The organism is Sinorhizobium chiapasense (genome assembly GCF_036488675.1).
In the GTDB taxonomy this organism is placed as follows: domain Bacteria; phylum Pseudomonadota; class Alphaproteobacteria; order Rhizobiales; family Rhizobiaceae; genus Sinorhizobium; species Sinorhizobium chiapasense.
On sequence record NZ_CP133148.1, the window covers coordinates 3,409,131 to 3,433,425 of the forward strand.

Sequence of the window (24,295 nt, forward strand, 5' to 3'; positions counted from 1 at the left end):
TCGCGGCCTAGTCGTCGAAATCGGCCCCTTTACGCAGCAGGTAAATATCCATGATCCAGCCGATGCGCTGCCGCGCCTCGGCCCGTACCTTAAGGATCTCCTCCTTCACGTCCGCAAGGCGGCCGGAGATGACGATCTCGTCCGGGGTGCCGAGATAGGCGCCCCAATAGATGATGGCGTCCGGGTCGTCGATCTTCTCGAATGCCTGCTCCCCGTCAAGCATGACGACGGCCGTTTCGCTCTTGTCCGGAAAGCTTTCGACAAGCCTCCTACCGGTGGTGATTTCGACCGGCTTACCGACGAGGTTGAGCGGAATGCGATGGCTGGCGCAGAGCGCCTGAAGGCTGGTGATGCCCGGGACCACCTCGAAATCAAAAGCTACACGCCCACGCGCTTTCACGCGCTCCACGATACGAATCGTGCTGTCGTAGAGCATCGGGTCGCCCCAGACCAAGAAGGCGCCGGTCTGGCCTTCGGCGAGGTCGGTGAGCAGCAGTGCCTCGTAGATGGCAGCGATGCTTCCGTGCCAGTCGTCGACGCTGCCGCTATAGCTCCGCCCCTCCGTCTGGCGTACCGGCACGGAGAACTCGACCGTGTGGCTTTCGCTTCTCGTCACGTAGCGCGCGCAGATCTCGCGGCGGACCTCGGCAAGCTCTGTCTTCTTCGCCCCCTTGGTCGGGATGAACAGCACATCGGCCTTGTTGAGGGCGTTGATTGCCTGAATGGTCACGTGTTCGGGATTGCCCGCACCGATGCCGATGATCAGGATGTGCCGCATAATTCTTCCGCCTCGCGCTGCGTCTTGTGGGGAGTCTTTGGCCGATCGGAGGCAACGGCGCAAGGTTTCTCAGCGACAGGCATCGGTGGGGTCGCGCCAGTCCTACAGCACCGCGCGTCTTTTCGGACGCGCAAAGGACGCTGTAGCACTTTGAAGTGCTGCATGTTTTGCCCTTTAATCGGCTACGATTAAAGGAAACATGCAGTAGCGATTGAGGTCAGTGACCGTCGGCAATCTCCGGCTTCTCCGGTAACCGCCAGTCAATCGGGTCGAACCCCTTGGAAACCAGAAAATCATTCGCCTTCGAGAAGTGCCGGCAACCGAGAAAGCCCGAATGCGCGGAAAGCGGAGAGGGATGCGCCGCCTTCAGCACGAGATGCCGGGACTGGTCGACAAAGGCCGCCTTTTTTTGCGCGTAGGAGCCCCACAGCATGAAGACAACGGGTTGCTGCTGCGCGTTGATTGCCCGAATGACGGCGTCGGTGAAACGCTCCCAGCCTCGGCCTTGATGCGAAGCCGCCCGTCCCCGCTCGACCGTCAACACGCTGTTCAGGAGCAGAACGCCCTGACGTGCCCAACTCTCTAGAAAACCATGGCGAGCGGGCGGTATGCCGAGATCGTCCTGGAGCTCCTTGTAGATATTGACGAGCGATGGCGGCGTGCGCACGCCTGGCCGCACGCTGAAACAAAGCCCGTGCGCCTGCCCGTCACCGTGGTAGGGATCCTGACCGAGGATGACGACACGCACCTTGTCGAGCGGCGTCAAATCGAGCGCGCGAAAATATTCGCTGCCCCTTGGGAAGATTTGGCGGCCGCCATTCTTTTCCTCGAGCAGGAAGCGCTTGAGATCGCCCATGTAGGCGCTCGAGAATTCCGGGGCCAATGCGGTCTTCCAGCTGTCCTCGAGCCTGATCGTCGGTTCCATACGGTTATCGAGCCTCATTTCTCGTCGCAGAAATTTAAGCCGTTGAGCGGGTGCTGCAAGCCGTTCTGCGGGATTTGGCTGTTCGATCCACCGTTCTGATTAGCTCTCTCGAAGAGCATTGTATTTCTCAAAATATAACGCTAACCAGAAGAGCAGATCGTTATATTCTTGAAAATATCGCGGACGGATGGAGGTGCCTATGCGGAGAGGAAGAAGATGCTGGCTCAAGGCACTGGCGCTGGCCTTGGGGATGGCCGTGACGGGCATGCCACTCGGTCCGGCGCAAGCGGTCGAAAACGTCACGGTCTTCGCGGCGGCGAGCCTGAAGAACGCGCTCGACGCGATCAACGCCGAATGGCAGAACGAAAGCGGCGGGCAAGTGACCGCTTCCTATGCCGCAAGCTCGGCCCTTGCGAAGCAGATCGAACAGGGCGCACCCGCGGACGTCTTCATTTCGGCTGATCTCGCGTGGATGGACTATCTTGTCGACAAGAAGCTGATCAAAACGGATACCCGGTCCAACCTGCTCGGCAACCGCCTCGTCCTCGTTTCCGCAGAGCCCGATTCGGGGACAGTCGACATCAAGCCCGGCTTCGACCTCGCCGCCCTCATCGGCGACGGCCGGCTGGCGATAGGCGCCGTCGACTCGGTCCCGGCCGGCAAATACGGCAAGGCGGCACTGGAAAAGCTCGGGATCTGGCCGGCCGTCGAACAGAAGGTGGCGGGCGCGCAGAGCGTGCGCGCCGCACTTCTCCTGGTCTCGCGCGGCGAGGCGCCCTATGGCATCGTCTACCAGACGGATGCAGTCGCCGATCCGGGCGTTAAGGTGGTCGGCACGTTCCCGGAGGACAGTCATCCGCCGATCATCTATCCGATTGCTATTACGGCCGACAGCAAGAGCGCCGACGCAGTCGCCTATGTGGAGTTCGTCAAGTCGGCCAAGGCCGCAGCGTTTTTCGAAGCGCAGGGCTTCACGGTTCTGAAATGAGTCGACGCGCGACACCGGTCCGCCGATGCGCGGGAGCCTGCTGAAATCATTATCGATTTATGGATAGGATCGGGTAGGTGTTTAGAGCGGGATGAGGAAAAGTGTGTGCGGTTTTCCGATCTCCGCGCCGCGGGTCGGACCGGACCTGCGGCGAAGGATTTGAGTGCGGAGGAATTTGGCGTTTGGATTGGATGGCATTGAGCGACGCCGAATGGACAGCAGTCCGGCTGAGCCTGCGCGTCGCGACCGTCGCGATGCTGAGCAGCCTCCCGCTGGCGCTGCTGGCCGCCATGGTGCTCGCGCGTGGGCGCTTCTGGGGCAAGTCGGTCCTGAACGGTCTCGTACATATGCCGCTTGTCCTGCCGCCTGTAGTCACCGGCTTCGTACTGCTGCTTCTCTTCGGCCGCCGCGGACCGATCGGCGCCTTCCTTGCCGAGAATTTCGGCATCGTCTTCTCCTTTCGCTGGACGGGTGCCGCGCTTGCCTGCGCGGTCATGGGCTTTCCGTTGATGGTGCGCAGCATCCGGCTGTCGATCGAGGCGGTCGACCGCAAGCTCGAGGACGCTGCCGCCACGCTCGGCGCCGGGCCGGCATGGGTGTTCGTCACGGTCACATTGCCGCTGATCCTTCCCGGCATCATCGCCGGCATGATCCTGTCCTTCGCCAAGGCGATGGGCGAGTTCGGAGCGACGATCACCTTCGTTTCCAATATACCGGGCGAGACGCAGACGCTTTCCTCGGCGATCTATACCTTTACGCAAGTTCCAGGCGGCGATGCCGGGGCGATGCGCCTTGCGGTCATCTCGGTCGTCATCTCGATGGCGGCATTGATGCTCTCGGAGGTTTTCGCCGCACTCGCAGCGAAACGATCGGTGGCGGCATGAGTCTTGAGGTCGAAGCCAGTCACCGGATCGGTGCCTTTACGATCGACGCCGAATTCACGTCCGACGGCAGCGTGACGGCGCTGTTTGGCCGCTCGGGGTCGGGCAAGACCTCACTCATCAACATCATCGCAGGACTTCTTCGTCCCGATGTCGGCCGGATCGTGCTCGACGGCGACGTGATCGCAGACAGCAGGAAGCGAATATTCACGCCGATCCACCACCGTCGCTTCGGTTATGTCTTCCAGGAGGCGCGGCTTTTTCCGCACCTGAGCGTTCGCAGGAACCTCGCCTATGGGCGCTGGTTCGCCAGCGCGCAAAAGTCCGCCTCGGAATTCGGGCGGATCGTTGAAATGCTCGGCATCGGCCAGCTTCTCGACCGTAGCCCCTCGACGCTCTCCGGCGGAGAACGCCAGCGCGTCGCCGTCGGCCGTGCGCTGCTCGCCTCTCCCCGCCTGTTGTTGATGGACGAGCCGCTCGCCGCGCTCGACGAGGCGCGGAAGGCGGAGATCCTGCCCTATCTGGAGCGGCTTCGCGACGAAACCAGAATTCCGATCGTCTATGTCAGCCACTCGGTCGCGGAAGTCGCCCGATTGGCTGAGCGCGTCATCGTGATCGAGAACGGTCGTGTCCAAGCATCCGGCGACGCGGCCGTCATCTTGAGCCAGCCGGCAGCGGTGCACGCGATGGACTGGCGCGAGGCCGGTGCACTGCTCGAGGGCGTGGTCGAGAGCCACGACAGCGCGCACAATCTGACGGTCGTCCGGGCGGGCGAGTGTCTCGTGCGCGTGCCGCAACTCTTCGTTCCGCCGGGCCACGGCGTTCGCCTGCATATCGCGGCGCGCGATGTAATGCTTGCCACCGTGCGCCCGGAAGGCGTCAGCGCGCTCAACGTGTTCAAGGGAACAGTCATCGATCTGTCGCCCGACGAAAAAGGCAGCATCGACGTTCGCCTGCAGTGCGGTGGCAATGTCATTCTGGCCCGCATCACCGCCCTGTCGCGCGATGCGCTCCAGCTTGCGCCCGGAAAATCCGTTCATGCGGTCGTTAAAACCGTGGCGCTCGATCACTAGATACGACTCGCGGCACCAGACCGCGCGCACCGTCAAACTGGATCGCGAATGTCGTCTGCGAAGGAGAACGTAAAGGACCTCTCAAATGAGGCCGCGTTTGGTTTGACGTCCTTGAAGTAGGACTTCAGTGGCAGCCCGGTGTCCTTCGAGACCCATATTCGCACTCTGGCCTTGCCGTATTCAAACTGCCGATCGTACTCATAGACGTAAGTCTGCATGGCGCCGACCGGCTCTTCGCCGCTGAGTTCGCAGTTAGATACTTTCGACATGGGGAATGGCTCTCGCGGTCCCACACTCCAAGGCCCTTTTTCGCGGCGCCAGTACTGCTTGGAGTTGATAAGGATGAACTCTTCGGACAACGTGTTTCCACTCGGGAAGATGAGAGTTTCGTTCACTTGTCCTTTCGCGACGGCGTCCAGTTTCTTGGCGAGCGCCCGTATCGGAGCGCACGCTTCATCCGCGGCAGTCGCTGGCAGCGCCACAGCCGTCAACCACGTAAGTAATGCAATCAGTACGACTCTCCAGTGGTCGGTTCCTTTCGCATAGCGCGCCAGCATTCGTCCCCCCCAGTTGCCCGCGTCAACAAAACGGCTCATGCTTTGCACGCATTGCGCGAACTTGGCAAGGCGAGTCGAACGTGCCACGCCAGATGCAGGCCTTGCCCGATCGCGCGATGTCCTGCGCATCGGCATTAGCGCCTTTGCTGTATCTGCCCCAATCCACTGCATTGCGGCTCTCGACCAGCCAGCGACTGACCTCGCGTCCGTCGGTGCGAAAGCAGCTACCCACGAAGCGCTTATATCAATCGCGTTCGAGGAACTCACAGCCCGTCGGGCAAGACTCGGCGAGAAACTGATCTGGATCACGCCTCTCGCATCACTTGTGCCGAGCTGCTTCCTCCGCAGAGACCGCAGCCTGATCGCGAACGGCCTCAAGCCAGTCGAGATCGTCCTTGATTGCGTTGCAAGCCTTTGCTTCCATCGCCCGGAAGCGCTGGATCAGCATGTCGCCGAAAGCGGTGACGGCGGCACCGCCGCCCTGTTTGCCGCCGCGCTGCGATTCCACCGAGGGCTCCTTGAACATCCGGTTCAAGGCATCGACGAGCAACCAGGCCCGCCGGTAGGACATGTCCATGGCGCGGCCGGCGGCGGAAATCGAGCCGGTTTCGCGGATGAGTTCCAGGAGCATGATCTTGCCGCGCCCAAGGCGATCGCCAGGCGGAAAGTCGATACGCAGGATCGGGCGGAGTTTGCTGTCTTCGTCACGCATGCGGCGAGCATAGAGTCTCGGCCGAAGTTCTGGAAGTCCGGCCGTATTGCGCCTTGTCAGAGGCTCATGCCGCCGTCGATCACATGCACCTGGCCGGTCGTATAGGCAGAAATATCGCTGCCGAGATAGACGGCGAGCGCTGCTATCTCCTCGGGCGTCCCAAGACGCCCCATCGGCTGGCGCGCGATGAAGGCGGCGCGCGCCTGCTCGTAGTTGCCCTGAGCCTTCATCCGCTCCTCAAGTGACGGGGATTGGACCGTACCCGGCGCAATGGCGTTGCAGCGGATGCCCTTGCCGATAAAATCGATCGCGACCGACTTGGTAAGACCGACGACCGCCGCCTTGCTCGCCGAATAGACGAAGCGGTTCGGGACGCCGATCGGCACTCCCGCCACCGACGACATGTTTATGATCGAGCCGACGCCTTTTTCGATCATGCCGGGCAGGAAGGCGCGGATCATCCGGAACATCGCTTTCACATTGAGGTCGAAGGCGAAGTCGTAGTCCTTCTCGCTAGCCTCCAGGATCGTGCCGGCATGGACGAAACCGGCACAATTGAAGAGAACGTCGATAGCGCCGGTGCGCGCTGCAAACTCGGCGATTGCCTGTTCGCTGAGCACGTCGAGCTTCGCCACTTCAATCCCCTCCGCCGCGAGTTCGGCGAGCTTTTCCTCGTTGATGTCCGTCGCGACGACCGAAGCGCCCTCGCGGTTGAAAGCCTCGGCCGCCGCACGGCCGATGCCTTGTGCCGCCGCCGTGATCACCGCCCGCTTGCCCGCCAGAAGCCCGCCCATGTTTCCTTCTCCAGTCCGTGTTTTAACTCGCTGCCCTGAGGCCCGTCTCATGCCCGCCAAGAGACATCGGAGCCTGCCGATCTGTCAAGCGACTGATCGTATTTTTATCTAAAAAAGACAGAGCCGTCGCGCGTCAGTCCAAGTGGGCGAAGCGCCCCTGAGTTGACGTGGCAATTGCGCATCGTAGCCAGCTAATTGGTCGCACGACCTTGATCGGCAGCGAGGAAGAGTGCAGCGATTGCCAGGCAGTCACCAAAACCCAAGAGGCACCTATGCCCGGTCCCGTTCTCGACCCCGTCACCACCGACAATTCGCTACCTCCGAAAGCCGAGGTCGTCATTGTCGCGGTGGCATCATCGGCGTCAGCACCGCGCTCGTTCTCGCCGAACGCGGCGTTCAAGTCGTGCTCTGCGAAAAAGGCGCGCTCGGCGGCGAACAATCGAGCCGCAATTGGGGTTGGGTGCGCGTCATGGGCCGCGACCGCCGCGAGATTCCGCTTGCCATGGCCGCACTGAAAGTCTGGGATACGCTCGATGCGCGCGTCGGCGGTGATACCGGATTTCGCCGCAGCGGCATTCTGTATGTTTCAGAGAGCGAACAGGATATCGCCAATCGTGATGCCTGGCTGGCGCACGCCAGGCAGCATGGCGTCGACAGCCGCCAGATCGGCCCGGATGAAACGCAGTCCAGGATGTCGGGAGCGACCACCCGCTACAAAGGCGCGCTCTTTACGCCGAGCGACGGCCGGGCCGAGCCGCAGAAGGCGGTGCCGGCAATTGCCGCGGGTGCGAGGCGCGCCGGCGCGCACATCGTCAGCGGCTGCGCCGTGCGCGGGATCGAGAGCAGCGCTGGCCGGATCAGCGCCGTCGTCACGGAAAAGGGTCGAATCGAAACCGCGACGGTCGTCCTTGCCGGCGGTGCCTGGTCGCGGCTCTTTTGCAAGGGGCTCGGAATCCGGCTACCGCAACTGAAGGTGCGCAACACTGTGCTCAGAACGACACCGGTTGACGGCGGACCCGAGGGCGCTGGCGCGACGGCGACCTATGCCTATCGAAAGCGGCTCGACGGCGGCTATACCATCGCCGACGGCGGTGCCAACCTGCATCCGATCGTCCCGGACAGTTTCGCTTTCTTTCGTGAATTTCAGCCTGCGCGAAAGGCCGAAGGCGAGGCCGTCCAGGTTGGCATGAGCGCGCAGAGCTGGCGCGAGCTCTTCGAGATCGCATCCGTGCCGCTCGACCGCCCGGGCGCCTTCGAACGCCACCGGATCCTCGACCCCCGGCCTGATCCGCGCTCCGCGTTAAGAGCATTCGAGGAGGCAAGAAAGGTCTTTCCGGCACTCCGACAGACTGCGCCACTGCAGATCTGGGCCGGTCTCATCGACGTGACGCCCGATGCCGTGCCGATCATTTCCCATGCTGAAGACGTCCCCGGGCTGGTGATCGCGACGGGGTTTTCCGGCCATGGCTTCGGTATCGGTCCCGGCGCCGGCCACCTTGTCGCCGACCTCGTCACGGGAGATCGGCCGATCGTCGATCCTGCGAATTTCCGGCTCTCGCGTTTTTCCGACGGCACGCCGCTCGAGATCGCGCCGCCGGTCTGAAGGCGCGCTTTCGAGCGTCGAAGTCCGAACCGACCGCGAAAGAAAATTTCTCGCAACAGCGGCGGCCGCCTGTTTCCCGCCCCGCATCCGAGACGCGACGGCAGTATTCTGTCTTTCTTCAAACGCCGGTCGGCCGAGACGGCGAAAACCCTTCATCTCCCCCCGAACTCATGGCAGTCTGTCAGCATGTATCCCCTTGGGAGAACGGGGATCGAGACGGCAATTGGCGGCGTTGGGCAGAGGAGTATGCCACCGGCGCGAGATCGTTGCCGTCACATGCCATGAGACCGGCAACACCGTTCTCCCGAAGCATTGATTTGCGTTCAACGCGCAATCCGGAAGGGAGGCCGGAATCCGCATGGATGAATTCAGCCGCTTGAGCTTGCATGTCCCCGAACCGGCCGTTCGGCCGGGCGGCCAGCCCGATTTCTCCAACGTCAAGATACCGAAGGCCGGCTCCGTGCCGCGCCCCGAGGTGGACGTTGCGCCGGAAGAGATCAGGGATCTCGCCTTTTCCATCATCCGCGTGCTCAACCGCGAGGGCGAAGCCGTCGGGCCTTGGGCCGGGCTTCTCTCCGATGCGGAGCTGTTGGCCGGTCTCCGGCACATGATGATGCTACGCGCCTTCGACGCGCGCATGTTGATGGCGCAGCGTCAGGGCAAGACATCCTTCTATATGCAGCATCTCGGCGAGGAGGCCGTAAGCTGCGCCTTCCGCAGGGCCCTTCGCAAGGGCGACATGAATTTCCCGACCTATCGACAGGCGGGTCTTCTTATCGCCGACGACTACCCGATGGTCGAGATGATGAACCAGATCTTCTCGAACGAGAGCGATCCGTGCCACGGGCGCCAGCTGCCGGTGATGTACACCTCGAAGGAGCACGGCTTCTTCACGATATCCGGCAATCTCGCCACCCAATACGTCCAGGCGGTCGGCTGGGCGATGGCCTCGGCGATCAAGAACGACACGCGCATCGCCGCCGGCTGGATCGGTGACGGCTCGACGGCGGAGTCGGATTTCCATTCCTCGCTCGTCTTCGCATCGACTTACCGGGCGCCTGTCATCCTCAACATCGTCAACAACCAATGGGCGATCTCGACCTTCCAGGGCATCGCCCGCGGTGGGTCGGGTACCTTTGCGGCGCGCGGCTTGGGTTTCGGCATTCCGGCGCTGCGCGTCGACGGCAACGACTACCTCGCCGTCTACGCGGTCGCCCGCTGGGCGGCGGAGCGGGCGCGACGCAATCTCGGGCCGACGCTGATCGAGTATGTGACCTATCGCGTCGGTGCGCATTCCACGTCCGACGACCCGAGCGCCTATCGCCCGAAGACGGAATCGGAAGCCTGGCCGCTCGGTGATCCGGTGCTGAGATTGAAGAAGCACCTGATCGTCCGTGGCGCGTGGTCGGAAGAGCGCCACGCCCAGGCGGAAGCCGAAATCACGGACGAGGTGATCCAGGCGCAGAAACAGGCGGAAAGCCACGGCACGCTGCATGCCGGCGGCAAGCCGTCCGTCCGAGACATATTCGAAGGTGTTTACGCCGAGATGCCGCCGCACATCCGCCGCCAGCGGCAGAAGGCAGGATACTGACATGGCCAGAATGACAATGATCGAAGCGGTGCGCAGCGCCATGGACGTCTCGATGGCGCGCGACGAAAACGTCGTCGTCTTCGGCGAGGACGTCGGCTATTTCGGCGGCGTCTTCCGCTGTACGCAGGGACTCCAGGCGAAATACGGCAAGACCCGCTGCTTCGACGCGCCGATCAGCGAATCCGGCATCGTCGGCACAGCCATCGGCATGGCCGCCTACGGGTTGAAACCCTGCGTCGAAATCCAGTTCGCCGACTACATGTATCCGGCCTACGACCAGATCACCCAGGAGGCCGCGCGCATTCGCTACCGTTCGAACGGCGATTTCACCTGCCCGATCGTGCTCCGCATGCCGACTGGCGGCGGCATCTTCGGCGGCCAGACCCACAGCCAGAGCCCGGAGGCTCTCTTCACCCATGTCTGTGGCCTGAAGGTCATCGTTCCGTCGAATCCTTACGACGCCAAGGGGCTCCTGATTTCGGCGATAGAGGATCCGGATCCGGTGATGTTCCTGGAGCCGAAGCGGCTCTACAACGGCCCGTTCGACGGCCACCACGAACGCCCGGTGACGCCCTGGTCGAAACATGAGCTCGGCGACGTTCCGGAGGGCCACTATACGATCCCGATCGGCAAGGCCGAAATCCGCCGCAAGGGCTCGGCCGTGACGGTGGTCGCCTATGGCACCATGGTGCATGTCGCGCTCGCTGCCGCCGAAGAAACCGGGATCGATGCGGAAGTGATCGACCTGCGCAGCCTGCTGCCGCTCGATCTCGATACGATCGTGCAGTCGGTGACGAAGACGGGACGCTGCGTCGTCGTGCACGAGGCGACGCTGACATCCGGCTTTGGCGCTGAGCTCGTGTCTCTCGTTCAGGAGCATTGTTTCTATCATCTGGAGGCTCCCGTGGTCCGGGTGACCGGCTGGGATACACCCTACCCGCACGCTCAGGAATGGGACTATTTCCCCGGCCCCGCGCGCGTCGGCCGTGCGCTCACCGAAGTGATGGAGGCCTGACAATGGGCGAATTTATCCTGAAGATGCCCGATGTCGGCGAGGGCGTGGCCGAGGCCGAGCTTGTCGAGTGGCACGTGAAGCCCGGCGACCCCGTGCGCGAGGATATGGTGCTCGCTGCGGTCATGACCGACAAGGCGACCGTCGAGATCCCCTCGCCCGTCACCGGCACGGTGCTATGGCTTGGCGCGGAAATCGGCGACACGGTCGCGGTCAAGGCACCGCTTGTGCGCATCGAGGTCTCGGGTGACGGCGCCGCTGCCACCGAAATCGTCACAACTGCCGTCCCGGCCGAGCCGGTGGTGAAGGAGCAGGCGCCTGTGCCGGAGGTGAAGAAGGCGGCGCCTCCAAAACCTGAACCGAAAGCGGTCGTCGAAACGACGGTTGCCGCGTACGAGGCGCGTGAGCCGTCGAAGAAACCGCTGGCTTCGCCGGCCGTACGGCTGCGCGCGAAGGACAGCGGCGTCGACCTCCGGCAAATAACCGGCACCGGACCCGTCGGCCGGATCACCCACGAAGATCTCGATCTTTTCCTGAGCCGCGGCGCGCAGCCGGCACCGGCGATAACCGGTCTTGTCCGCAAGACCGCAGTGGAGGAGATCAAGGTCATCGGTCTCAGGCGCCGCATCGCCGAGAAGATGACGCTCTCCACCTCGCGCATTCCCCACATCACCTATGTGGAGGAAATGGACATGACGGCGCTTGAAGACCTGCGCGCGATGATGAACCGCGACCGCAAGCCCGACCAGCCGAAGCTGACGGTCCTGCCCTTCCTGATGCGGGCGCTGGTCAAGACCATCGCCGAGCAGCCGGGCGTCAATGCGACCTTCGACGATGGCGCCGGCGTCATCCATCGGCATGCCGCCGTTCATATCGGCATCGCCACCCAGACCCCCGCCGGCCTGACGGTTCCGGTCGTACGCCACGCCGAGGCGCGCGGAATCTGGGACTGCGCCGCCGAGTTGAACAGGCTGGCGGACGCCGCCCGCACCGGGACCGCGACCCGCGACGAGCTGACCGGATCGACCATTACCATCAGTTCGCTCGGCGCCCTTGGCGGCATCGCCTCGACGCCGGTCATCAACCACCCGGAGGTGGCGATCGTCGGGGTTAACAAGATCGCCATCCGTCCGGTCTGGGACGGGACGCAATTCGTTCCGCGCAAGATCATGAACCTCTCATCGAGCTTCGATCACCGCGTCATCGACGGCTGGGACGCCGCGACCTTCGTCCAGCGGCTGAAGACGCTGCTCGAAACGCCAGCGCTGATTTTCGTTGAAGGATGACGCGATCATGAAGGAAATCTCCTGCAAGCTTCTGGTGCTTGGCGCCGGTCCCGGCGGCTATGTCTGCGCCATCCGCGCAGGCCAGCTCGGCGTCGACACGGTCATCGTCGAAAGGGCGAAGGCCGGCGGCACCTGCCTCAATGTCGGCTGCATTCCCTCCAAGGCGCTGATCCATGCGGCGGAGGAATTTCATAAGCTCCGTGCGGCGGCATCCGGCAAGAGCCCGCTTGGACTTTCGCTGAGCGCGCCGGCGATCGACCTCGCGCGAACCGTCGCCTGGAAGGACGGCATCGTCGGCCGGCTGAACGGCGGCGTCACGGGGCTGCTGAAAAAGGCGGGCGTCAAGGCGGTTGTCGGTGAAGCGCGCTTCGTCGACGGCAAGACCGTGGACGTCGAGACCGAGACCGGTCTGCAGCGCATTCGTGCCGAGGCGATCGTCATCGCCACCGGCTCGGCACCGGTCGAACTTCCCGACCTGCCCTTCGGCGAGAACGTTATCTCCTCGACGGGAGCGCTGGCGCTGAAAACGGTTCCCGAGACGCTGGCGGTGATCGGCGGCGGCTATATCGGCCTCGAGCTCGGCACCGCCTTCGCCAAACTCGGCTCGAAGGTCACCGTGCTCGAAGCCATGGACCGTATCCTGCCGCAATACGACGCGGATCTTTCGAAGCCGGTGATGAAGCGCCTCGGCGAACTCGGCATCGATGTTTTCACGCGCACGGCCGCCAAACGGCTCTCGGCCGATGGCCGCGGCCTGCTTGCGGAAGAAAACGGCCGCCCGTTCGAGGTGCCCGCGGAAAAGGTCCTCGTGACCGTCGGCCGCAGACCCGTCACGGAAGGATGGGGCATCGAGGAGATCGATCTCGATCGCGCCGGTAAGTTCATCCGCATCGACGACCAGTGCCGCACCTCGATGCGCGGCATCTACGCGATCGGCGACGTCACCGGCGAACCGATGCTCGCACATCGCGCCATGGCGCAGGGCGAGATGGTCGCCGAGATCGTTGCCGGCCGTAAGCGGAGCTGGGACAAGCATTGTATCCCGGCCGTCTGCTTCACCGACCCGGAGATCGTCAGCGCCGGCCTTTCACCGGACGAGGCGCGCGCGACCGGCATCGAGATCAAGATCGGTCAGTTCCCCTTCCAGGCGAACGGCCGCGCCATGACGACGCTTTCCGAGGACGGTTTCGTCCGCGTGGTCGCGCGTGCCGACAATCATCTCGTGCTCGGCATCCACGCCGTCGGCCACGGCGTCTCTGAGCTCTCGGCAACCTTCGCGCTGGCGATCGAAATGGGCGCGCGGCTTGAGGATATTGGCGGCACGATCCATGCGCATCCGACCCAATCGGAAGCCTTCCAGGAGGCGGCTTTCAAGGGATTGGGGCACGCGCTGCATATTTGAGGTGGAATTGCCCCTCATCCCGCTGCCGCGACCTTCTCCCCGCATGCGGGGAGAAGGGGCGATGCCGCGCGCTCCCAGTTCCCTCTCCCCGCGAGCGGGGAGAGGGCCAGGGTGAGGGGCAAAAGCCCCCAAACGCCCCTACTGCAGCAGTTCCAACCCGACCGCCGTCGCCTCGCCGCCGCCGATGCAGAGCGAGGCGATGCCGCGTTTGACGCCGTTCGCCCGCATTGCATTAAGCAGCGTCACGACGATGCGGGCGCCGGAGGCGCCGATCGGGTGGCCGAGCGCGCAAGCGCCGCCATGGATGTTGACGATGTCGTCGGAGAGGCCGAGATCGCGGATCGCCGCCATGGCGACGACCGCAAAGGCCTCGTTGATCTCGTAGAGACCGACGCTGCCCTTCTCCCAGTTGAGCTTGTCGATGAGCTTGTCGATGGCGCCGATCGGCGCTGTGGTAAACCAGGCCGGCTCCTGGGCATGGCCGGCATGACCGGCAACGATCGCAAGCGGCGTCAGCCCTCGCCTTTCCGCTTCGCTGGCGCGCATCAGGATCAGGGCGGCGGCGCCGTCGGAAATGGAGGAGGAATTGGCGGCCGTGACGCTGCCGCCGTCGCGGAAGGCGGGCTTCAGCTTCGGAATCCTCGCCGGATCGACCTTCGTCGGCTGCTCGTCGCGGTCGAGGTTGGCGTTCCCGCGTTTGCCGCCATCGACGATCGCCACCGTTTCATCGGCAAAGGACCTGTCTTCCGCCGCTTTCAGCGCCCTTTCGAGAGAACGAAGCGCGAAGGCGTCCTGGTCGGCGCGGGAGAACTGATAGTGCTGGGCGGTGTCCTCGGCATAGGTGCCCATCAGACGGCCGGAATAGGCGTCCTCCAGCCCGTCGAGGAACATGTGGTCCTTGACCTCGCCGTGGCCGAGCCGGAAACCGCCGCGCGCCTTGGGCAGCAGATAGGGAGCGTTGGTCATCGACTCCATGCCGCCGGCGGCGATCACCGACGCACTGCCGGAGAGAAGCGCATCATGGCCGAGCATCAGCGCCTTCATGCCCGAGCCGCAGACCTTGGAAACCGTGGTCGAGGGCGTTTCCGTTCCGAGGCCGGCGCCAAGTGCGGCCTGCCGGGCGGGATTCTGGCCGATGCCGGCCGGCAAGACGTTGCCCATCAGAACTTCGTCGACCGCATCGACACTGGCGCGCTCGAGCGCGGCCTTCAGGGCAACGGCGCCGAGTTCCGGTGCCGCCAGGTCCTTCAGTCCTCCCTGAAAGGCACCCATCGGCGTGCGCGCCGCCGAAACGATTACCACCGGATCGCGATTGCTCATCTTAGTCCTCCTCACAGAAACCGTGCGGCCCTCAGCCCCTCATCCCGCTGCCGCGACCTTCTCCCCGCATGGGGGGAGAAGGGATATGCCGCACCGCCTCGCCTGATCTCGCAGGCGTGGAGGGCTAGGGGTGAGGGGCGCCTGCACTTCATTCAATCCGGGAACGACTATAGCCGCCGGATGCGGCGAGGCAATGCTGCTTCCGCGTCACCCCATCCGTTCCGACGCATAGCTTCCCGGGCTCGGCGGGAAGACGACGACGCGGTTGCCGTTGATGAAGCAGCGGTGGTGGATGTGGGCGTGGACGGCCCGGGCCAGCACCTGGCTTTCGACGTCGCGGCCGATCGAGACGTAGTCCTCGGCCGACTGCGCATGGGTGATGCGGGCGATGTCCTGCTCGATGATCGGACCCTCGTCGAGGTCGGCGGTGACATAATGCGCCGTCGCGCCGATCAGCTTGACGCCGCGCTCATAGGCCTGCTTGTAGGGGTTGGCGCCCTTGAAGCTCGGCAGGAACGAATGGTGGATGTTGATGATCTTGCCCGACATCTTCTTGCATAGCGCGTCGGACAAGACCTGCATGTAGCGGGCGAGCACGATGAGTTCCGCGCCGGTCTGCTCGACGAGCTCCAGCAGCTGCGCTTCGGCCTTCGGCTTGTTCTCCTTCGTCACCTTGATGCAGTGGAAGGGGATGTCGTGGTTGACGACCACCTTCTGGTATTCGAAGTGGTTGGAGACGACGCCGACGATGTCGATCGGCAGCGCGCCGATCTTCCAGCGGTAGAGCAGGTCGTTGAGGCAATGGCCGAAACGCGACACCATCAACAGCACCTTCATCCGCTCTTCGGAGTCGCGGATCTCCATCGTCATCTCGAAGCGCGTGATGACCGGTGCAATGCCCTCGCGCAATTCCTCCAGCTTCGCCCCATCCTGGCTGATGAAGGTGAGCCGCATGAAGAAGAGACCCGTTTCGAGATCGTCGAACTGCGAGCTGTCGCTGATGTAGCAGCCCTTTTCCGCGAGATAGCCGGTGACGGCGGCGACGATGCCGCGTGTGGATTTGCAGGTGACGGTCAGCACATAGCTTTTCATCGATGGGTCTCTCGTTCTAGAGGTGTTTCCGGCCCCCTTATGCGGGCAGTCACGCGAAAACTAGCGTGACGATTTCAGGCCCGCCAATCCATTCGCGACATCGGCTGGACGGAACAGGCCACGGCGAACCGTGCAAGACAGCTCTGCTTGACGAGAGGCGAGTAGCCTAGGACTTCACCCGGTCGGGATGTGCGCTCGCGAAAGCGTCGATCTCGGCGCAGCGCCCGTCGATGGCAGCGATCCTCGGGCACGCAGAGAGATCGACGCCCCAGCGCCGCGCGTTGTAGACTTGCGGCACGAGGCAGATATCCGCCATGGTCGGCCGGTCGCCGTGGCAGAACTCTCGGGTAGACGGGTGGTCGAGCATGCGCTCGAAGGCAGCAAGGCCTTCGCCGATGAACTTGTGCATCCAGGCGCGCCGTGCCGCTTCGCCGTCCTCGGCACTGGCCATGACATAAACGATCACGCCGAGATTGCAGACCGGATGGATATCCATGGCGATGGCATGGGACAACGCACGCACCCGCTGCCGGCCGATCGCGTCGGCAGGCAGAAAGCCGCTGCCTTCCCTCGTCTCCGCCAGGTACTCGATGATCGCCAGCGACTGGGTAAATCGTTCGCCGTCGATATCGAGCACCGGCACCAGGCCTTGCGGGTTGCGTGCCAGGTGTTCCGGTCCGCGATGAGCCTTGGCGATGAGATCGACCGGAACGGAGGCGTAGGACTCGCCGAGCTGATTGAGGGCAATCCGTACGCGATAGCTCGCCGACGAGCGCCAGTAATCGTAAAGCACAGTTTCGTTCGCCACCTTTGCCTCCAATCCGGTCGCTCCTCTGTCAGGCGCGATCGGATTTCTCGACCGTCTGCTCGATGGCGCCGAAGATCGAATGGCCGGCTGCATCCTTCATCTCGATCCGGACCACGTCGCCGAATTTGAGGAACTGCGTTTTCGGGGCGCCGCTGTCGATCGTCTCGATCATGCGGATCTCGGCAATGCAGGAGTAGCCGGCGCCACCTGCCGCGACCGGCTTGCCCGGCCCGCCATCGAGTTTGTTGGAAACGGTGCCGGAACCGATGATCGTGCCAGCTGAAAGCGGCCGGGTACGGGCCGCATGCGCGATCAATTGCGGAAAGTCGAAAGTCATGTCGACGCCGGCATTGGCGCGACCGAACGGCTTGCTATTGAAGTCGACATGAAGCGGCAGGTGCAATTTGCCGCCGTCCCAGGCATCGCCCAGCTCGTCGGGCGTCACCGCAACCGGCGAAAAGGCGGACGATGGCTTCGACTGGTAGAAGCCAAAGCCCTTGGCAAGCTCGGCCGGGATGAGGCCGCGCAGCGAAACGTCGTTGACCAGCATGACAAGGCGGATTGACCGCCGGGCTTCTTCGAGGCTTGCTCCCATCGGCACGTCATCGACGACGACTGCGACTTCGCCCTCCATGTCGATGCCCCAGGCCTCGTCGCCCATGATGATCGGATCGCGCGGCCCGAGAAAGCTGTCGGAGCCGCCCTGATAGATCAGCGGATCGGTCCAGAAACTTGCCGGCATCTCGGCGTTGCGCGCCTTCCTGACAAGCTCGACATGATTGACATAGGCCGAACCGTCGGCCCACTGATACGCCCGCGGCAAGGGCGAGGCGGCATCGTGCTCGTGAAAGCGCATGGTCGGCTGGGATCCGGTCTCCATGCCTTCCGCGACGCGCGCGAGCCGTGGGCCGGCATGCGCCCAATCGTCGAGCGCCGCCTGCAGCGTGCGGGCGATATGGCCCACCTCGGAGCAACGGGTCAGGTCTTTCGAGACCACGACGAGCCTGCCGTCGCGGGTGGAGTCTTTCAGCGTCGCGAGTTTCATGGAGTGGTGTTTCCCGGTGTGTTCTGTTGATCCGCGTCGGACGGCGCGGATCATTGCAGCATGTCACGGATCGCCGGCAGAAGTCACTTGATTCCGGGCGTACCGTCGAATTTCCGCTCGAGCCCGGACCAACAGTCGATGTAATCGTCCTGCAGGGTCTCGAGTTCCGCGGCGAACTTCGTCAATTGCTGCGGGAATCGGGTCTCGAACATGAAGGCCATGGTGTTGTCGAGCTTCACCGGCTTCAGCTCTCCGTTCGATGCCTTCTCGAAACCGGTGAAGTCCGGCCCGTGCGGCAGCATCATGTTGTGCAGGCTCATGCCGCCCGGCACGAAACCTTCCTCCTTGGCATCGTAGCGCCCATAGATCAGCCCCATGAACTCGCTCATGATGTTGCGGTGATACCAGGGCGGGCGGAAGGTGTGCTCGGCGACCAGCCAGCGCGGCGGGAAGATCACGAAATCGACATTGGCCGTGCCCTCCTCGCCCGAAGGCGCCGTCAGCACGGTGAATATCGACGGGTCCGGGTGGTCGAACAGGATCGCGCCGACCGGAGAGAAGGTCTTCAGGTCGTATTTGTAGGGCGCGTAGTTGCCGTGCCAGGCAACGACATCGAGCGGCGAATGGCCGATCTCGGTGACGTGGAAGGAGCCGCACCATTTGACATGGACGCGGCACGACATTTCCTTGTCTTCGTAGGCGGCGACCGGCGTCTTGAAGTCGCGCGGGTTGGCAAGGCAATTGGCGCCGATCGGCCCGCGATCCGGCAGCGTGAACTTCGCGCCGTAGTTTTCGCAGATATAGCCGCGCCAGATCTTTTCCTCGCTGAGCCGCGTGACCTTGAACATCGTCCCGCGCGGCACGACGCAGGTTTCCGACGGCTCAACATCCATCTTGCCGAGTTCGGTGAAGACGCGGATGGCGCCGGTTTCCGGCACGATCAGCAGTTCGCCGTCGGCATTGAAGAAATAGTCGTCGACCATGTCGGCATTGAAGACATAGGTGTGCGCCGCCATCCCCGCCTGCGTCAGGACATCGCCGGCCGTTGTCATGGTACGGATACCCTCGAGGAAATTCAGCTTTTCCGAAGGCGTCGGCAACGGACTCCAGCGCAGTTGACCGAGCGCCAGCGAATGCTCGGCAATGTGCGGTGCCGTCTTCCAGTGCGGATGGTCGATCTTCTTGAAACGCCCGGTGTGCTTGACGCTCGGGCGAATGCGGTAGAGCCAGGAGCGCTCATTGGTGCCGCGCGGCGCGGTGAACGGAGAACCGGAAAGCTGCTCCGCGTATAGTCCATATTCGCACTTCTGCGGGCTGTTCTGGCCCTGCGGCAGGGCGCCGGGCAAGCTTTCGGTCTCGAAATCGTTGCCAAATCCGGGCATGTAGGAGAGTGCCCGTTCCGCAACCGTGCTGGCTTCGCTTTGCTTTTCCGCCTTGTCCAACATGGCTTGCGCCTCCTCTTCTCCTCGTTATATTGGTTACAATCGTAACTATTGATTTTGTAACTATCAAGGAAGGTCATGGCGACGGACGGTTTCGAGCTGGAGAACTTCCTGCCGTATCGGCTCAACCGTGCGGCGGAATTCGTCGCGCTGCGCTTTGCCGCCCAGTACAGGGCGCGCTACCAGCTTACCCGTCCGGAATGGCGAACGCTCGCTGCGCTCGGGAGCTCCGGCCGCAGCATGACGGCGACCGAGATCGGCGCGCATTCCACCATGCACAAGACGAAGGTGAGCCGCGCGGTGTTCAGCCTCGAACAGCGCCGCTGGCTGAAGCGCGAGGAGGACGGTCGCGACCGCCGGTTCGAGCATCTGGCGCTGACACCCGCAGGCGAGCAGGCCTACAAGGAACTGACCGAGCTCGCCAGCCGCTATCAGGCCGAACTGCTTTCGATGCTCGGAACGGAAGACATGGCGGCGCTCTCGACGGGCTTGCGCGCCGTTGAACGGGCGATGAAGAAAGCGACCGCACGGGGCTAACCGATCCAGCTGCATGATGCTCGTGGAATCCCACTCAGGACGACCGGTCGAAGGCCCACACCTACCCCCTCACGCGCTCCGGTATCGGCAGCCCTTCGAAACTCTTCAGCGTTTCGAGCACGATCGACGTCTTCACGTGCTGGACGCTGTCGTGCGGCAGAAGCACGTCGTTGACGAAACGCGAGAGCCCGGCGAGGTCCGGTGTCACAACGCGTAAGTGATAGTCCATCTCCCCCGTCAGCGCGTACGCCTCCAGCACCTCCGGCAAACCGGACACCAGCTTGCCGAAACGCTTGGCATTGTCGCGATTGTGCGTGGCGAGCGTCACCGAGATCACCACCATCAGATCGAGCCCCAGCTTCTGCCGGTCGATCTGCGCCTGATAGCCGGTGATATAGCCCTCCGCCTCCAATCGTGACCGCCGCCGCGAACATTGGGACGGCGAAAGCGCGATGCGCTCGGACAATTCGTTATTGGTCAGATTCCCATCGCGCTGCAGTTCGCCGAGGATCTTGAGATCGAATCCGTCAAGCTGCTCCATTCATGCGCCCTCGCCTGCTCTGCCGCACAATTCATGCGTTGAATCGCCAAAAACACGCAAGAATACAAGCATCATGCATCGGATCTGCGCCATACTCCAGCAAAGTTTGGAAGAATGAAGAGGAGGCTTCCGATGGGCCCGTTTCCGCACGACGCACCACCCCCAAAAATCAGCGCGGACAACCCTGCCGGGACGGACGGCTTCGAGTTCGTCGAATTCGCGCATCTCGAGCCGGAGAAGCTGAAAGAGCTCTTCACCCGCATGGGATACAGGGCCGTCGCCAAGCACCGGACGAAGGACATCACTGTCTGGCGGCAGGGTGATATCAACTACATCATCAACGCCGAACCGGGCTCTCATGCCATGCGCTTCGTCGACAAGCACGGCCCCTGCGCCCCGTCGATGGCCTGGCGCGTCGTCGATGCGAAGCATGCGTTCGAGCACGCCGTTTCCCAGGGCGCCGAGCCCTATACCGGAAACGACAAGTGCCTCGATGTTCCGGCGATCGTCGGCATTGGCGGCTCGCTGCTCTACTTCGTCGAAACCTACGGCGCCAAGGGCTCGACCTATGATGCCGAGTTCGAATGGCTGGACGAGCGCGATCCGAAGCCCACGGGCGTCGGCTTCTACTATCTCGACCACCTGACCCATAACGTCTATCGCGGCAACATGGACAAGTGGTGGGCGTTCTACCGTGAACTGTTCAACTTCAAGCAGATCCACTTCTTCGACATAGACGGCCGCATCACCGGCCTCGTCAGCCGCGCGATCACCTCGCCTTGCGGCAAGATCCGCATCCCCTTGAACGAATCCAAGGACGACACCAGCCAGATCGAGGAATATCTGAAGAAGTACAAGGGCGAAGGCATTCAGCACATCGCGGTCGGGACCGAAGCGATCTACGACGCAACCGACAAACTTGCGGAAAATGGTCTCAAGTTCATGCCCGGCCCGCCGGAGACCTATTACGAAATGTCGCGCGAGCGCGTCCACGGCCACGATGAGCCGATCGACCGGATGAAGAAGCACGGCATCCTGATCGACGGCGAAGGCGTGGTGAATGGCGGTATGACGAAGATCCTGCTGCAAATCTTCTCGAGGACCGTTATCGGACCGATCTTCTTCGAATTCATCCAGCGCAAGGGGGATGAGGGCTTCGGTGAGGGCAATTTCCGCGCCCTGTTCGAATCGATCGAGGCCGATCAGATCCGCCGCGGCGCACTTGGACCGCAGGCCGCCGAATAGGTTTCAACGCCGAGAAACACGGAAAGGCCCCTCGCCGGCAGCGAGGGGCCCTTCCGTTTGATAGCACCTCGGATCCTCGTCAGTTCCAGCGAGAGCCGAGCCGCGGTTCCGACATGCCGCGGTCCGCCTCATGCGTGAAATAGCGGGAGGCGGCCTCCGTCCGGTTGCGCACGTTCATCTTCTTGTAGATGTTGCGCACATGGACCTTGACGGTGTTTTCCGACAGGCCGAGACGATCGGCAATGATCTTGTTCTGTGTCCCCATGCAGATCAGATCGAGAATCTGCACCTCGCGCGCGGTCAGCACGCCCATGACATCGCGCTTCGGCTCCGGAGCAACAAAGGCTTCGACGACCGCTTCCCGCCGCGCGCGCAGAGCGTCACCCGCGAGTCTCACCGGCGCGAGGCGCCTGAGCAGCGCCGCCGGAAAATGTTCGCCGCCCTTCATCAGAAGATCGATGACGGTCAAGCAGACGTCCAGATGCAGATTGAGAGGCAGCACGCCGTGGATCAATCCTTCATCGACAAAGCCAGCGATCGACGAATCGAGCGCCTCGGCATCCTCCACCACAAGCCCGATCGCGGCCTTCGGGTGGAATTCATGGATCATCCTGAGAACGGACGGAAAGGTCGCCACCGGCAAGCGATAAAGCATGACCAGCCTGACATCGACGAGATTGCCGTCAAGCAGGCTCTCGGGATCGGACAGGCTGACTACATCCTGGCCCTGAAACCGCGCGCCGACCGCCTGCATCAGGCATTCAGCGAACAGATCCACCTTGGCGAGCATTACGATCTTACTTTTCGTGGGTAATACTTTGTTGTTGTCTTCAAAATCGCTCAGGTTCGAGCTCGTACGATACATTTATCCCCTCCTTGGGAAATTCCCATTTAATTTAATGGGTGTTCCAACCCCACTTGGAGCAGCCCCGCGTTGAAAAATTTCTTCAAATACTTCGCAATTATAACGAATAAAAAATTCGCTATAGCTAATGTATCGTAAAGATGGGGGAGGCGAAACCACCCAAAAGGGTTAGATGCCCGTCCGGTTCGCGTCTAAATCGTTCGAAAACGAACCAATTTTGGGCTAGTCGGCTTCGAAAGGGCGCCGAGCCAGACACCCCTGGTTTTCGAGGGGGAATTCCATGCGATCGCCGCAGCTGTAAAAATGGCGCGATGGATGCCGGCCTTTGATCTGCCAGCGACGCGCGGCGCACGAGCCACCGGCATAGCTACAACGGATTATGCTTTATCACGTCGAGGGTGGTAGATGCGGCCTGGGACAACCAGTATTGGCATGTCGCGACTTTGCCGCGCATAGACGGCAGCACCGTCCGAACCATCCTAACAATTTGAATTAGCCCATGAATTCCTGTTGCTCGCCGGCCGCCCGCGTGACCGCGGGCCAGATGGCAAACCGAGCCACCCTCAAACCCATTGCGCCAGATTCGCAAATGTTAACATTATCTTAACCGCACCGATCGGCATGGTGAAAGATTCAAAAAAGCCATTGAATACAAGAGACTAACCACAATTGATGTCTTTCGTTCCTGCGCATACAGGCTCACACTACTATCGTCGCGCTTGAGTTTGCACGACCCACGGACTGCTTTTGTATCACGCGTCGCAGCCGCGGAGTACATATATCGAGCTGCTACTCGACATATGATGTAACCAATATTTGTAGTACGTAGCAATTTGTGCAGAAGTACATACAAGCAATTATACTATGAATACAAAGGGAATATATCGGAACCCGACAGGCGAATTATCTTTTATAACGATTCGTCTGAACTTCAAAAGAGAGCCAGCTCCGCAAAAATCCTATAAAAGATGAAAGGGTTTCGGCGCTGGCTCCCTCTGCGAAGGGAGTTGTAGATGACCGATACCCCGTTAAAGGATTTTCGGGCCGACGACAGTATCAACACCGATGACGACTTGAAGATTGGCGCGCTTGCCGACGGGCTTGCGAGTGGCAGCGTCAATGCCCCAAAAGTCGACTTGGACGGAACGAGCCATCGCAGCGTTGCCGACGGCAACGACACCACCAGCAAGTTCGACGCAAAAGAAACCGGTGACGACAACCATCCCTCCGTTAGCGAGCCTCCGGCACTGGACGACACCAGCGGTTTCGGCAATGTCGGCATCGGCGCCGACGTCACCTTCAATCTCGGCGACGACCTTTCCTTCAGCTTGAACCTTGATCGCATCCTCGAGCATTCGCTGAGTGCCGTCGGGAGCGATGCCGGGTTCACCATCGTCCAGGCAAACAGCCTCGCTGATCAGGATCATGCCTATAGCGTCAAGATGAATGCCGACAACGCTCCGAATGCGGATGGCGGGCACGCGGAGAGCGGCGACGGCATGCACTTCGGCACGAGCTCCGACTGGGATCTCAAGGTCGGTCACGAGTTTGATGCCAGTGCCAAGGCCGATGCGTCCGCGACCCTTGCAAACGGGGAGTTCCATCAGGAGATCGTTCAAGGCGCGAACCTCCTTAGCAACGCCGTCGATGTCAACGTCGTCGGCGGCGACTTGCACGTCACTTCTATGGGGCAGGACAGCGACGGTTGATTGATCCTTGGAGACGAACGGATGTGCGCTGGCCGGCCGCACCGGTGCACAGATGGATGGTTGATTTGGGGTCGGTTCAACGCGCCTTG

22 protein-coding genes and 1 pseudogene are annotated in these 24,295 nt (G+C 62.3%); 11 read left to right on the forward strand and 12 right to left on the reverse strand.

The genetic code is table 11. The annotated features are described in order from the left end of the window. Positions 1-7: 7 nt before the first annotated feature. Together cobF and ung are read right to left on the reverse strand one after the other, a co-directional pair. Positions 8-778 (reverse strand): precorrin-6A synthase (deacetylating), encoded by a 771-nt coding sequence (gene cobF / locus RB548_RS16375; RefSeq protein ID WP_331372301.1) that lies wholly within the window; start codon positions 776-778, stop codon positions 8-10. Positions 779-995: 217 nt separating this feature from the next. Continuing rightward, positions 996-1,703: a uracil-DNA glycosylase gene (gene ung / locus RB548_RS16380; RefSeq protein ID WP_331372302.1), complete on the reverse strand. Its 708-nt coding sequence runs from the start codon at positions 1,701-1,703 to the stop codon at positions 996-998. Between the two features lie 199 nt (positions 1,704-1,902). Between ung and modA the strand changes: the two genes are divergently transcribed. From modA to modC, 3 genes are all read left to right on the forward strand, one after another. Further along, positions 1,903-2,691, forward strand: coding sequence for a molybdate ABC transporter substrate-binding protein (gene modA, locus RB548_RS16385; RefSeq protein WP_331372303.1), 789 nt, complete (start codon positions 1,903-1,905; stop codon positions 2,689-2,691). A 191-nt stretch (positions 2,692-2,882) separates the two neighbouring features. After that, positions 2,883-3,575, forward strand: a complete 693-nt coding sequence (modB, locus tag RB548_RS16390) for a molybdate ABC transporter permease subunit (RefSeq protein ID WP_331372304.1) — start codon at positions 2,883-2,885, stop codon at positions 3,573-3,575. Then, on the forward strand, positions 3,572-4,645 hold the full coding sequence (gene modC / locus RB548_RS16395) for a molybdenum ABC transporter ATP-binding protein (protein WP_331372305.1): 1,074 nt from the start codon (positions 3,572-3,574) through the stop codon (positions 4,643-4,645). Before modB ends, modC begins: the two co-directional genes overlap by 4 nt. A gap of 32 nt (positions 4,646-4,677) precedes the next feature. Here the strand turns inward: modC and RB548_RS16400 are convergent, their stop codons facing one another. From RB548_RS16400 to RB548_RS16410, 3 genes are all read right to left on the reverse strand, one after another. Continuing rightward, entirely contained in the window at positions 4,678-5,373 is a 696-nt protein-coding gene (locus RB548_RS16400; RefSeq protein WP_331372306.1) for a hypothetical protein, read from the reverse strand. Positions 5,374-5,521: 148 nt separating this feature from the next. Next, positions 5,522-5,914, reverse strand: a complete 393-nt coding sequence (locus RB548_RS16405; RefSeq protein ID WP_331372307.1) for a winged helix-turn-helix domain-containing protein — start codon at positions 5,912-5,914, stop codon at positions 5,522-5,524. 56 nt (positions 5,915-5,970) lie between these two features. Next, the gene (locus RB548_RS16410) at positions 5,971-6,708 is read right to left on the reverse strand and encodes an SDR family oxidoreductase (RefSeq protein ID WP_331372308.1); all 738 of its coding nucleotides are present in this window, start codon (positions 6,706-6,708) and stop codon (positions 5,971-5,973) included. A 272-nt stretch (positions 6,709-6,980) separates the two neighbouring features. Between RB548_RS16410 and RB548_RS16415 the strand changes: the two are divergent. From RB548_RS16415 to lpdA, 5 genes and pseudogenes are all read left to right on the forward strand, one after another. Then, positions 6,981-8,311, forward strand: a pseudogene (locus RB548_RS16415) (NAD(P)/FAD-dependent oxidoreductase). 358 nt (positions 8,312-8,669) lie between these two features. Next, positions 8,670-9,902, forward strand: coding sequence for a 3-methyl-2-oxobutanoate dehydrogenase (2-methylpropanoyl-transferring) subunit alpha (locus RB548_RS16420; RefSeq protein WP_331372309.1), 1,233 nt, complete (start codon positions 8,670-8,672; stop codon positions 9,900-9,902). Position 9,903: 1 nt separating this feature from the next. Then, positions 9,904-10,917 carry an alpha-ketoacid dehydrogenase subunit beta gene (locus RB548_RS16425; protein ID WP_331372310.1) on the forward strand — a complete coding sequence of 338 codons (1,014 nt, stop codon included), beginning with the start codon at positions 9,904-9,906 and terminating at the stop codon, positions 10,915-10,917. Between the two features lie 2 nt (positions 10,918-10,919). After that, positions 10,920-12,200 (forward strand): dihydrolipoamide acetyltransferase family protein, encoded by a 1,281-nt coding sequence (locus RB548_RS16430; RefSeq protein ID WP_331372311.1) that lies wholly within the window; start codon positions 10,920-10,922, stop codon positions 12,198-12,200. Positions 12,201-12,207: 7 nt separating this feature from the next. Continuing rightward, a complete protein-coding gene (gene lpdA, locus RB548_RS16435) occupies positions 12,208-13,602 on the forward strand; it encodes a dihydrolipoyl dehydrogenase (RefSeq protein ID WP_331372312.1) in 1,395 nt (464 codons plus the stop codon). 138 nt (positions 13,603-13,740) lie between these two features. On the opposite strand, the gene RB548_RS16440 is transcribed toward lpdA, so the two are convergent. The 5 genes from RB548_RS16440 to hmgA form a co-directional block, all read right to left on the reverse strand. Then, on the reverse strand, positions 13,741-14,922 hold the full coding sequence (locus RB548_RS16440) for an acetyl-CoA C-acyltransferase (RefSeq protein ID WP_331372313.1): 1,182 nt from the start codon (positions 14,920-14,922) through the stop codon (positions 13,741-13,743). A gap of 207 nt (positions 14,923-15,129) precedes the next feature. Then, positions 15,130-16,014 carry a formyltetrahydrofolate deformylase gene (gene purU, locus RB548_RS16445; RefSeq protein WP_331372314.1) on the reverse strand — a complete coding sequence of 295 codons (885 nt, stop codon included), beginning with the start codon at positions 16,012-16,014 and terminating at the stop codon, positions 15,130-15,132. Positions 16,015-16,180: 166 nt separating this feature from the next. Beyond that, on the reverse strand, positions 16,181-16,834 hold the full coding sequence (gene maiA, locus RB548_RS16450; RefSeq protein WP_331372315.1) for a maleylacetoacetate isomerase: 654 nt from the start codon (positions 16,832-16,834) through the stop codon (positions 16,181-16,183). A 16-nt stretch (positions 16,835-16,850) separates the two neighbouring features. Next, a complete protein-coding gene (locus RB548_RS16455) occupies positions 16,851-17,867 on the reverse strand; it encodes a fumarylacetoacetate hydrolase family protein (RefSeq protein WP_331372316.1) in 1,017 nt (338 codons plus the stop codon). A gap of 83 nt (positions 17,868-17,950) precedes the next feature. Then, positions 17,951-19,312 carry a homogentisate 1,2-dioxygenase gene (gene hmgA, locus RB548_RS16460; protein WP_331372317.1) on the reverse strand — a complete coding sequence of 454 codons (1,362 nt, stop codon included), beginning with the start codon at positions 19,310-19,312 and terminating at the stop codon, positions 17,951-17,953. A 75-nt stretch (positions 19,313-19,387) separates the two neighbouring features. Here hmgA and RB548_RS16465 point away from each other — a divergent pair, with 75 nt between their 5' ends. Further along, complete coding sequence (locus RB548_RS16465; RefSeq protein ID WP_331372318.1) at positions 19,388-19,846, forward strand: MarR family winged helix-turn-helix transcriptional regulator; 459 nt, start codon at positions 19,388-19,390, stop codon at positions 19,844-19,846. 61 nt (positions 19,847-19,907) lie between these two features. Here the strand turns inward: RB548_RS16465 and RB548_RS16470 are convergent, their stop codons facing one another. Further along, complete coding sequence (locus RB548_RS16470) at positions 19,908-20,387, reverse strand: Lrp/AsnC family transcriptional regulator (RefSeq protein WP_331372319.1); 480 nt, start codon at positions 20,385-20,387, stop codon at positions 19,908-19,910. Between the two features lie 132 nt (positions 20,388-20,519). On the opposite strand from RB548_RS16470, the gene hppD reads away from it, so the two are divergent. Beyond that, entirely contained in the window at positions 20,520-21,632 is a 1,113-nt protein-coding gene (hppD, locus tag RB548_RS16475; RefSeq protein ID WP_331372320.1) for a 4-hydroxyphenylpyruvate dioxygenase, read from the forward strand. 79 nt (positions 21,633-21,711) lie between these two features. Here hppD and RB548_RS16480 read toward each other — a convergent pair whose 3' ends face one another. Continuing rightward, positions 21,712-22,497: a helix-turn-helix transcriptional regulator gene (locus tag RB548_RS16480; RefSeq protein WP_331372321.1), complete on the reverse strand. Its 786-nt coding sequence runs from the start codon at positions 22,495-22,497 to the stop codon at positions 21,712-21,714. 1,013 nt (positions 22,498-23,510) lie between these two features. Between RB548_RS16480 and RB548_RS16485 the strand changes: the two genes are divergently transcribed. After that, positions 23,511-24,206, forward strand: coding sequence for a hypothetical protein (locus RB548_RS16485; RefSeq protein WP_331372322.1), 696 nt, complete (start codon positions 23,511-23,513; stop codon positions 24,204-24,206). Positions 24,207-24,295: the final 89 nt, after the last annotated feature.

Coding starts and splice junctions, on each gene's coding strand:
- cobF (WP_331372301.1), bottom strand. CDS start 778: ATGCGGCACATCCTGATCATCGGCATCGGTGCGGGCAATCCCGAACAC.
- ung (WP_331372302.1), bottom strand. CDS start 1,703: ATGGAACCGACGATCAGGCTCGAGGACAGCTGGAAGACCGCATTGGCC.
- modA (WP_331372303.1), top strand. CDS start 1,903: ATGCGGAGAGGAAGAAGATGCTGGCTCAAGGCACTGGCGCTGGCCTTG.
- modB (WP_331372304.1), top strand. CDS start 2,883: ATGGCATTGAGCGACGCCGAATGGACAGCAGTCCGGCTGAGCCTGCGC.
- modC (WP_331372305.1), top strand. CDS start 3,572: ATGAGTCTTGAGGTCGAAGCCAGTCACCGGATCGGTGCCTTTACGATC.
- RB548_RS16400 (WP_331372306.1), bottom strand. CDS start 5,373: ATGCAGTGGATTGGGGCAGATACAGCAAAGGCGCTAATGCCGATGCGC.
- RB548_RS16405 (WP_331372307.1), bottom strand. CDS start 5,914: ATGCGTGACGAAGACAGCAAACTCCGCCCGATCCTGCGTATCGACTTT.
- RB548_RS16410 (WP_331372308.1), bottom strand. CDS start 6,708: ATGGGCGGGCTTCTGGCGGGCAAGCGGGCGGTGATCACGGCGGCGGCA.
- RB548_RS16420 (WP_331372309.1), top strand. CDS start 8,670: ATGGATGAATTCAGCCGCTTGAGCTTGCATGTCCCCGAACCGGCCGTT.
- RB548_RS16425 (WP_331372310.1), top strand. CDS start 9,904: ATGGCCAGAATGACAATGATCGAAGCGGTGCGCAGCGCCATGGACGTC.
- RB548_RS16430 (WP_331372311.1), top strand. CDS start 10,920: ATGGGCGAATTTATCCTGAAGATGCCCGATGTCGGCGAGGGCGTGGCC.
- lpdA (WP_331372312.1), top strand. CDS start 12,208: ATGAAGGAAATCTCCTGCAAGCTTCTGGTGCTTGGCGCCGGTCCCGGC.
- RB548_RS16440 (WP_331372313.1), bottom strand. CDS start 14,922: ATGAGCAATCGCGATCCGGTGGTAATCGTTTCGGCGGCGCGCACGCCG.
- purU (WP_331372314.1), bottom strand. CDS start 16,014: ATGAAAAGCTATGTGCTGACCGTCACCTGCAAATCCACACGCGGCATC.
- RB548_RS16455 (WP_331372316.1), bottom strand. CDS start 17,867: ATGAAACTCGCGACGCTGAAAGACTCCACCCGCGACGGCAGGCTCGTC.
- hmgA (WP_331372317.1), bottom strand. CDS start 19,312: ATGTTGGACAAGGCGGAAAAGCAAAGCGAAGCCAGCACGGTTGCGGAA.
- RB548_RS16465 (WP_331372318.1), top strand. CDS start 19,388: ATGGCGACGGACGGTTTCGAGCTGGAGAACTTCCTGCCGTATCGGCTC.
- RB548_RS16470 (WP_331372319.1), bottom strand. CDS start 20,387: ATGGAGCAGCTTGACGGATTCGATCTCAAGATCCTCGGCGAACTGCAG.
- hppD (WP_331372320.1), top strand. CDS start 20,520: ATGGGCCCGTTTCCGCACGACGCACCACCCCCAAAAATCAGCGCGGAC.
- RB548_RS16480 (WP_331372321.1), bottom strand. CDS start 22,497: ATGTATCGTACGAGCTCGAACCTGAGCGATTTTGAAGACAACAACAAA.
- RB548_RS16485 (WP_331372322.1), top strand. CDS start 23,511: ATGACCGATACCCCGTTAAAGGATTTTCGGGCCGACGACAGTATCAAC.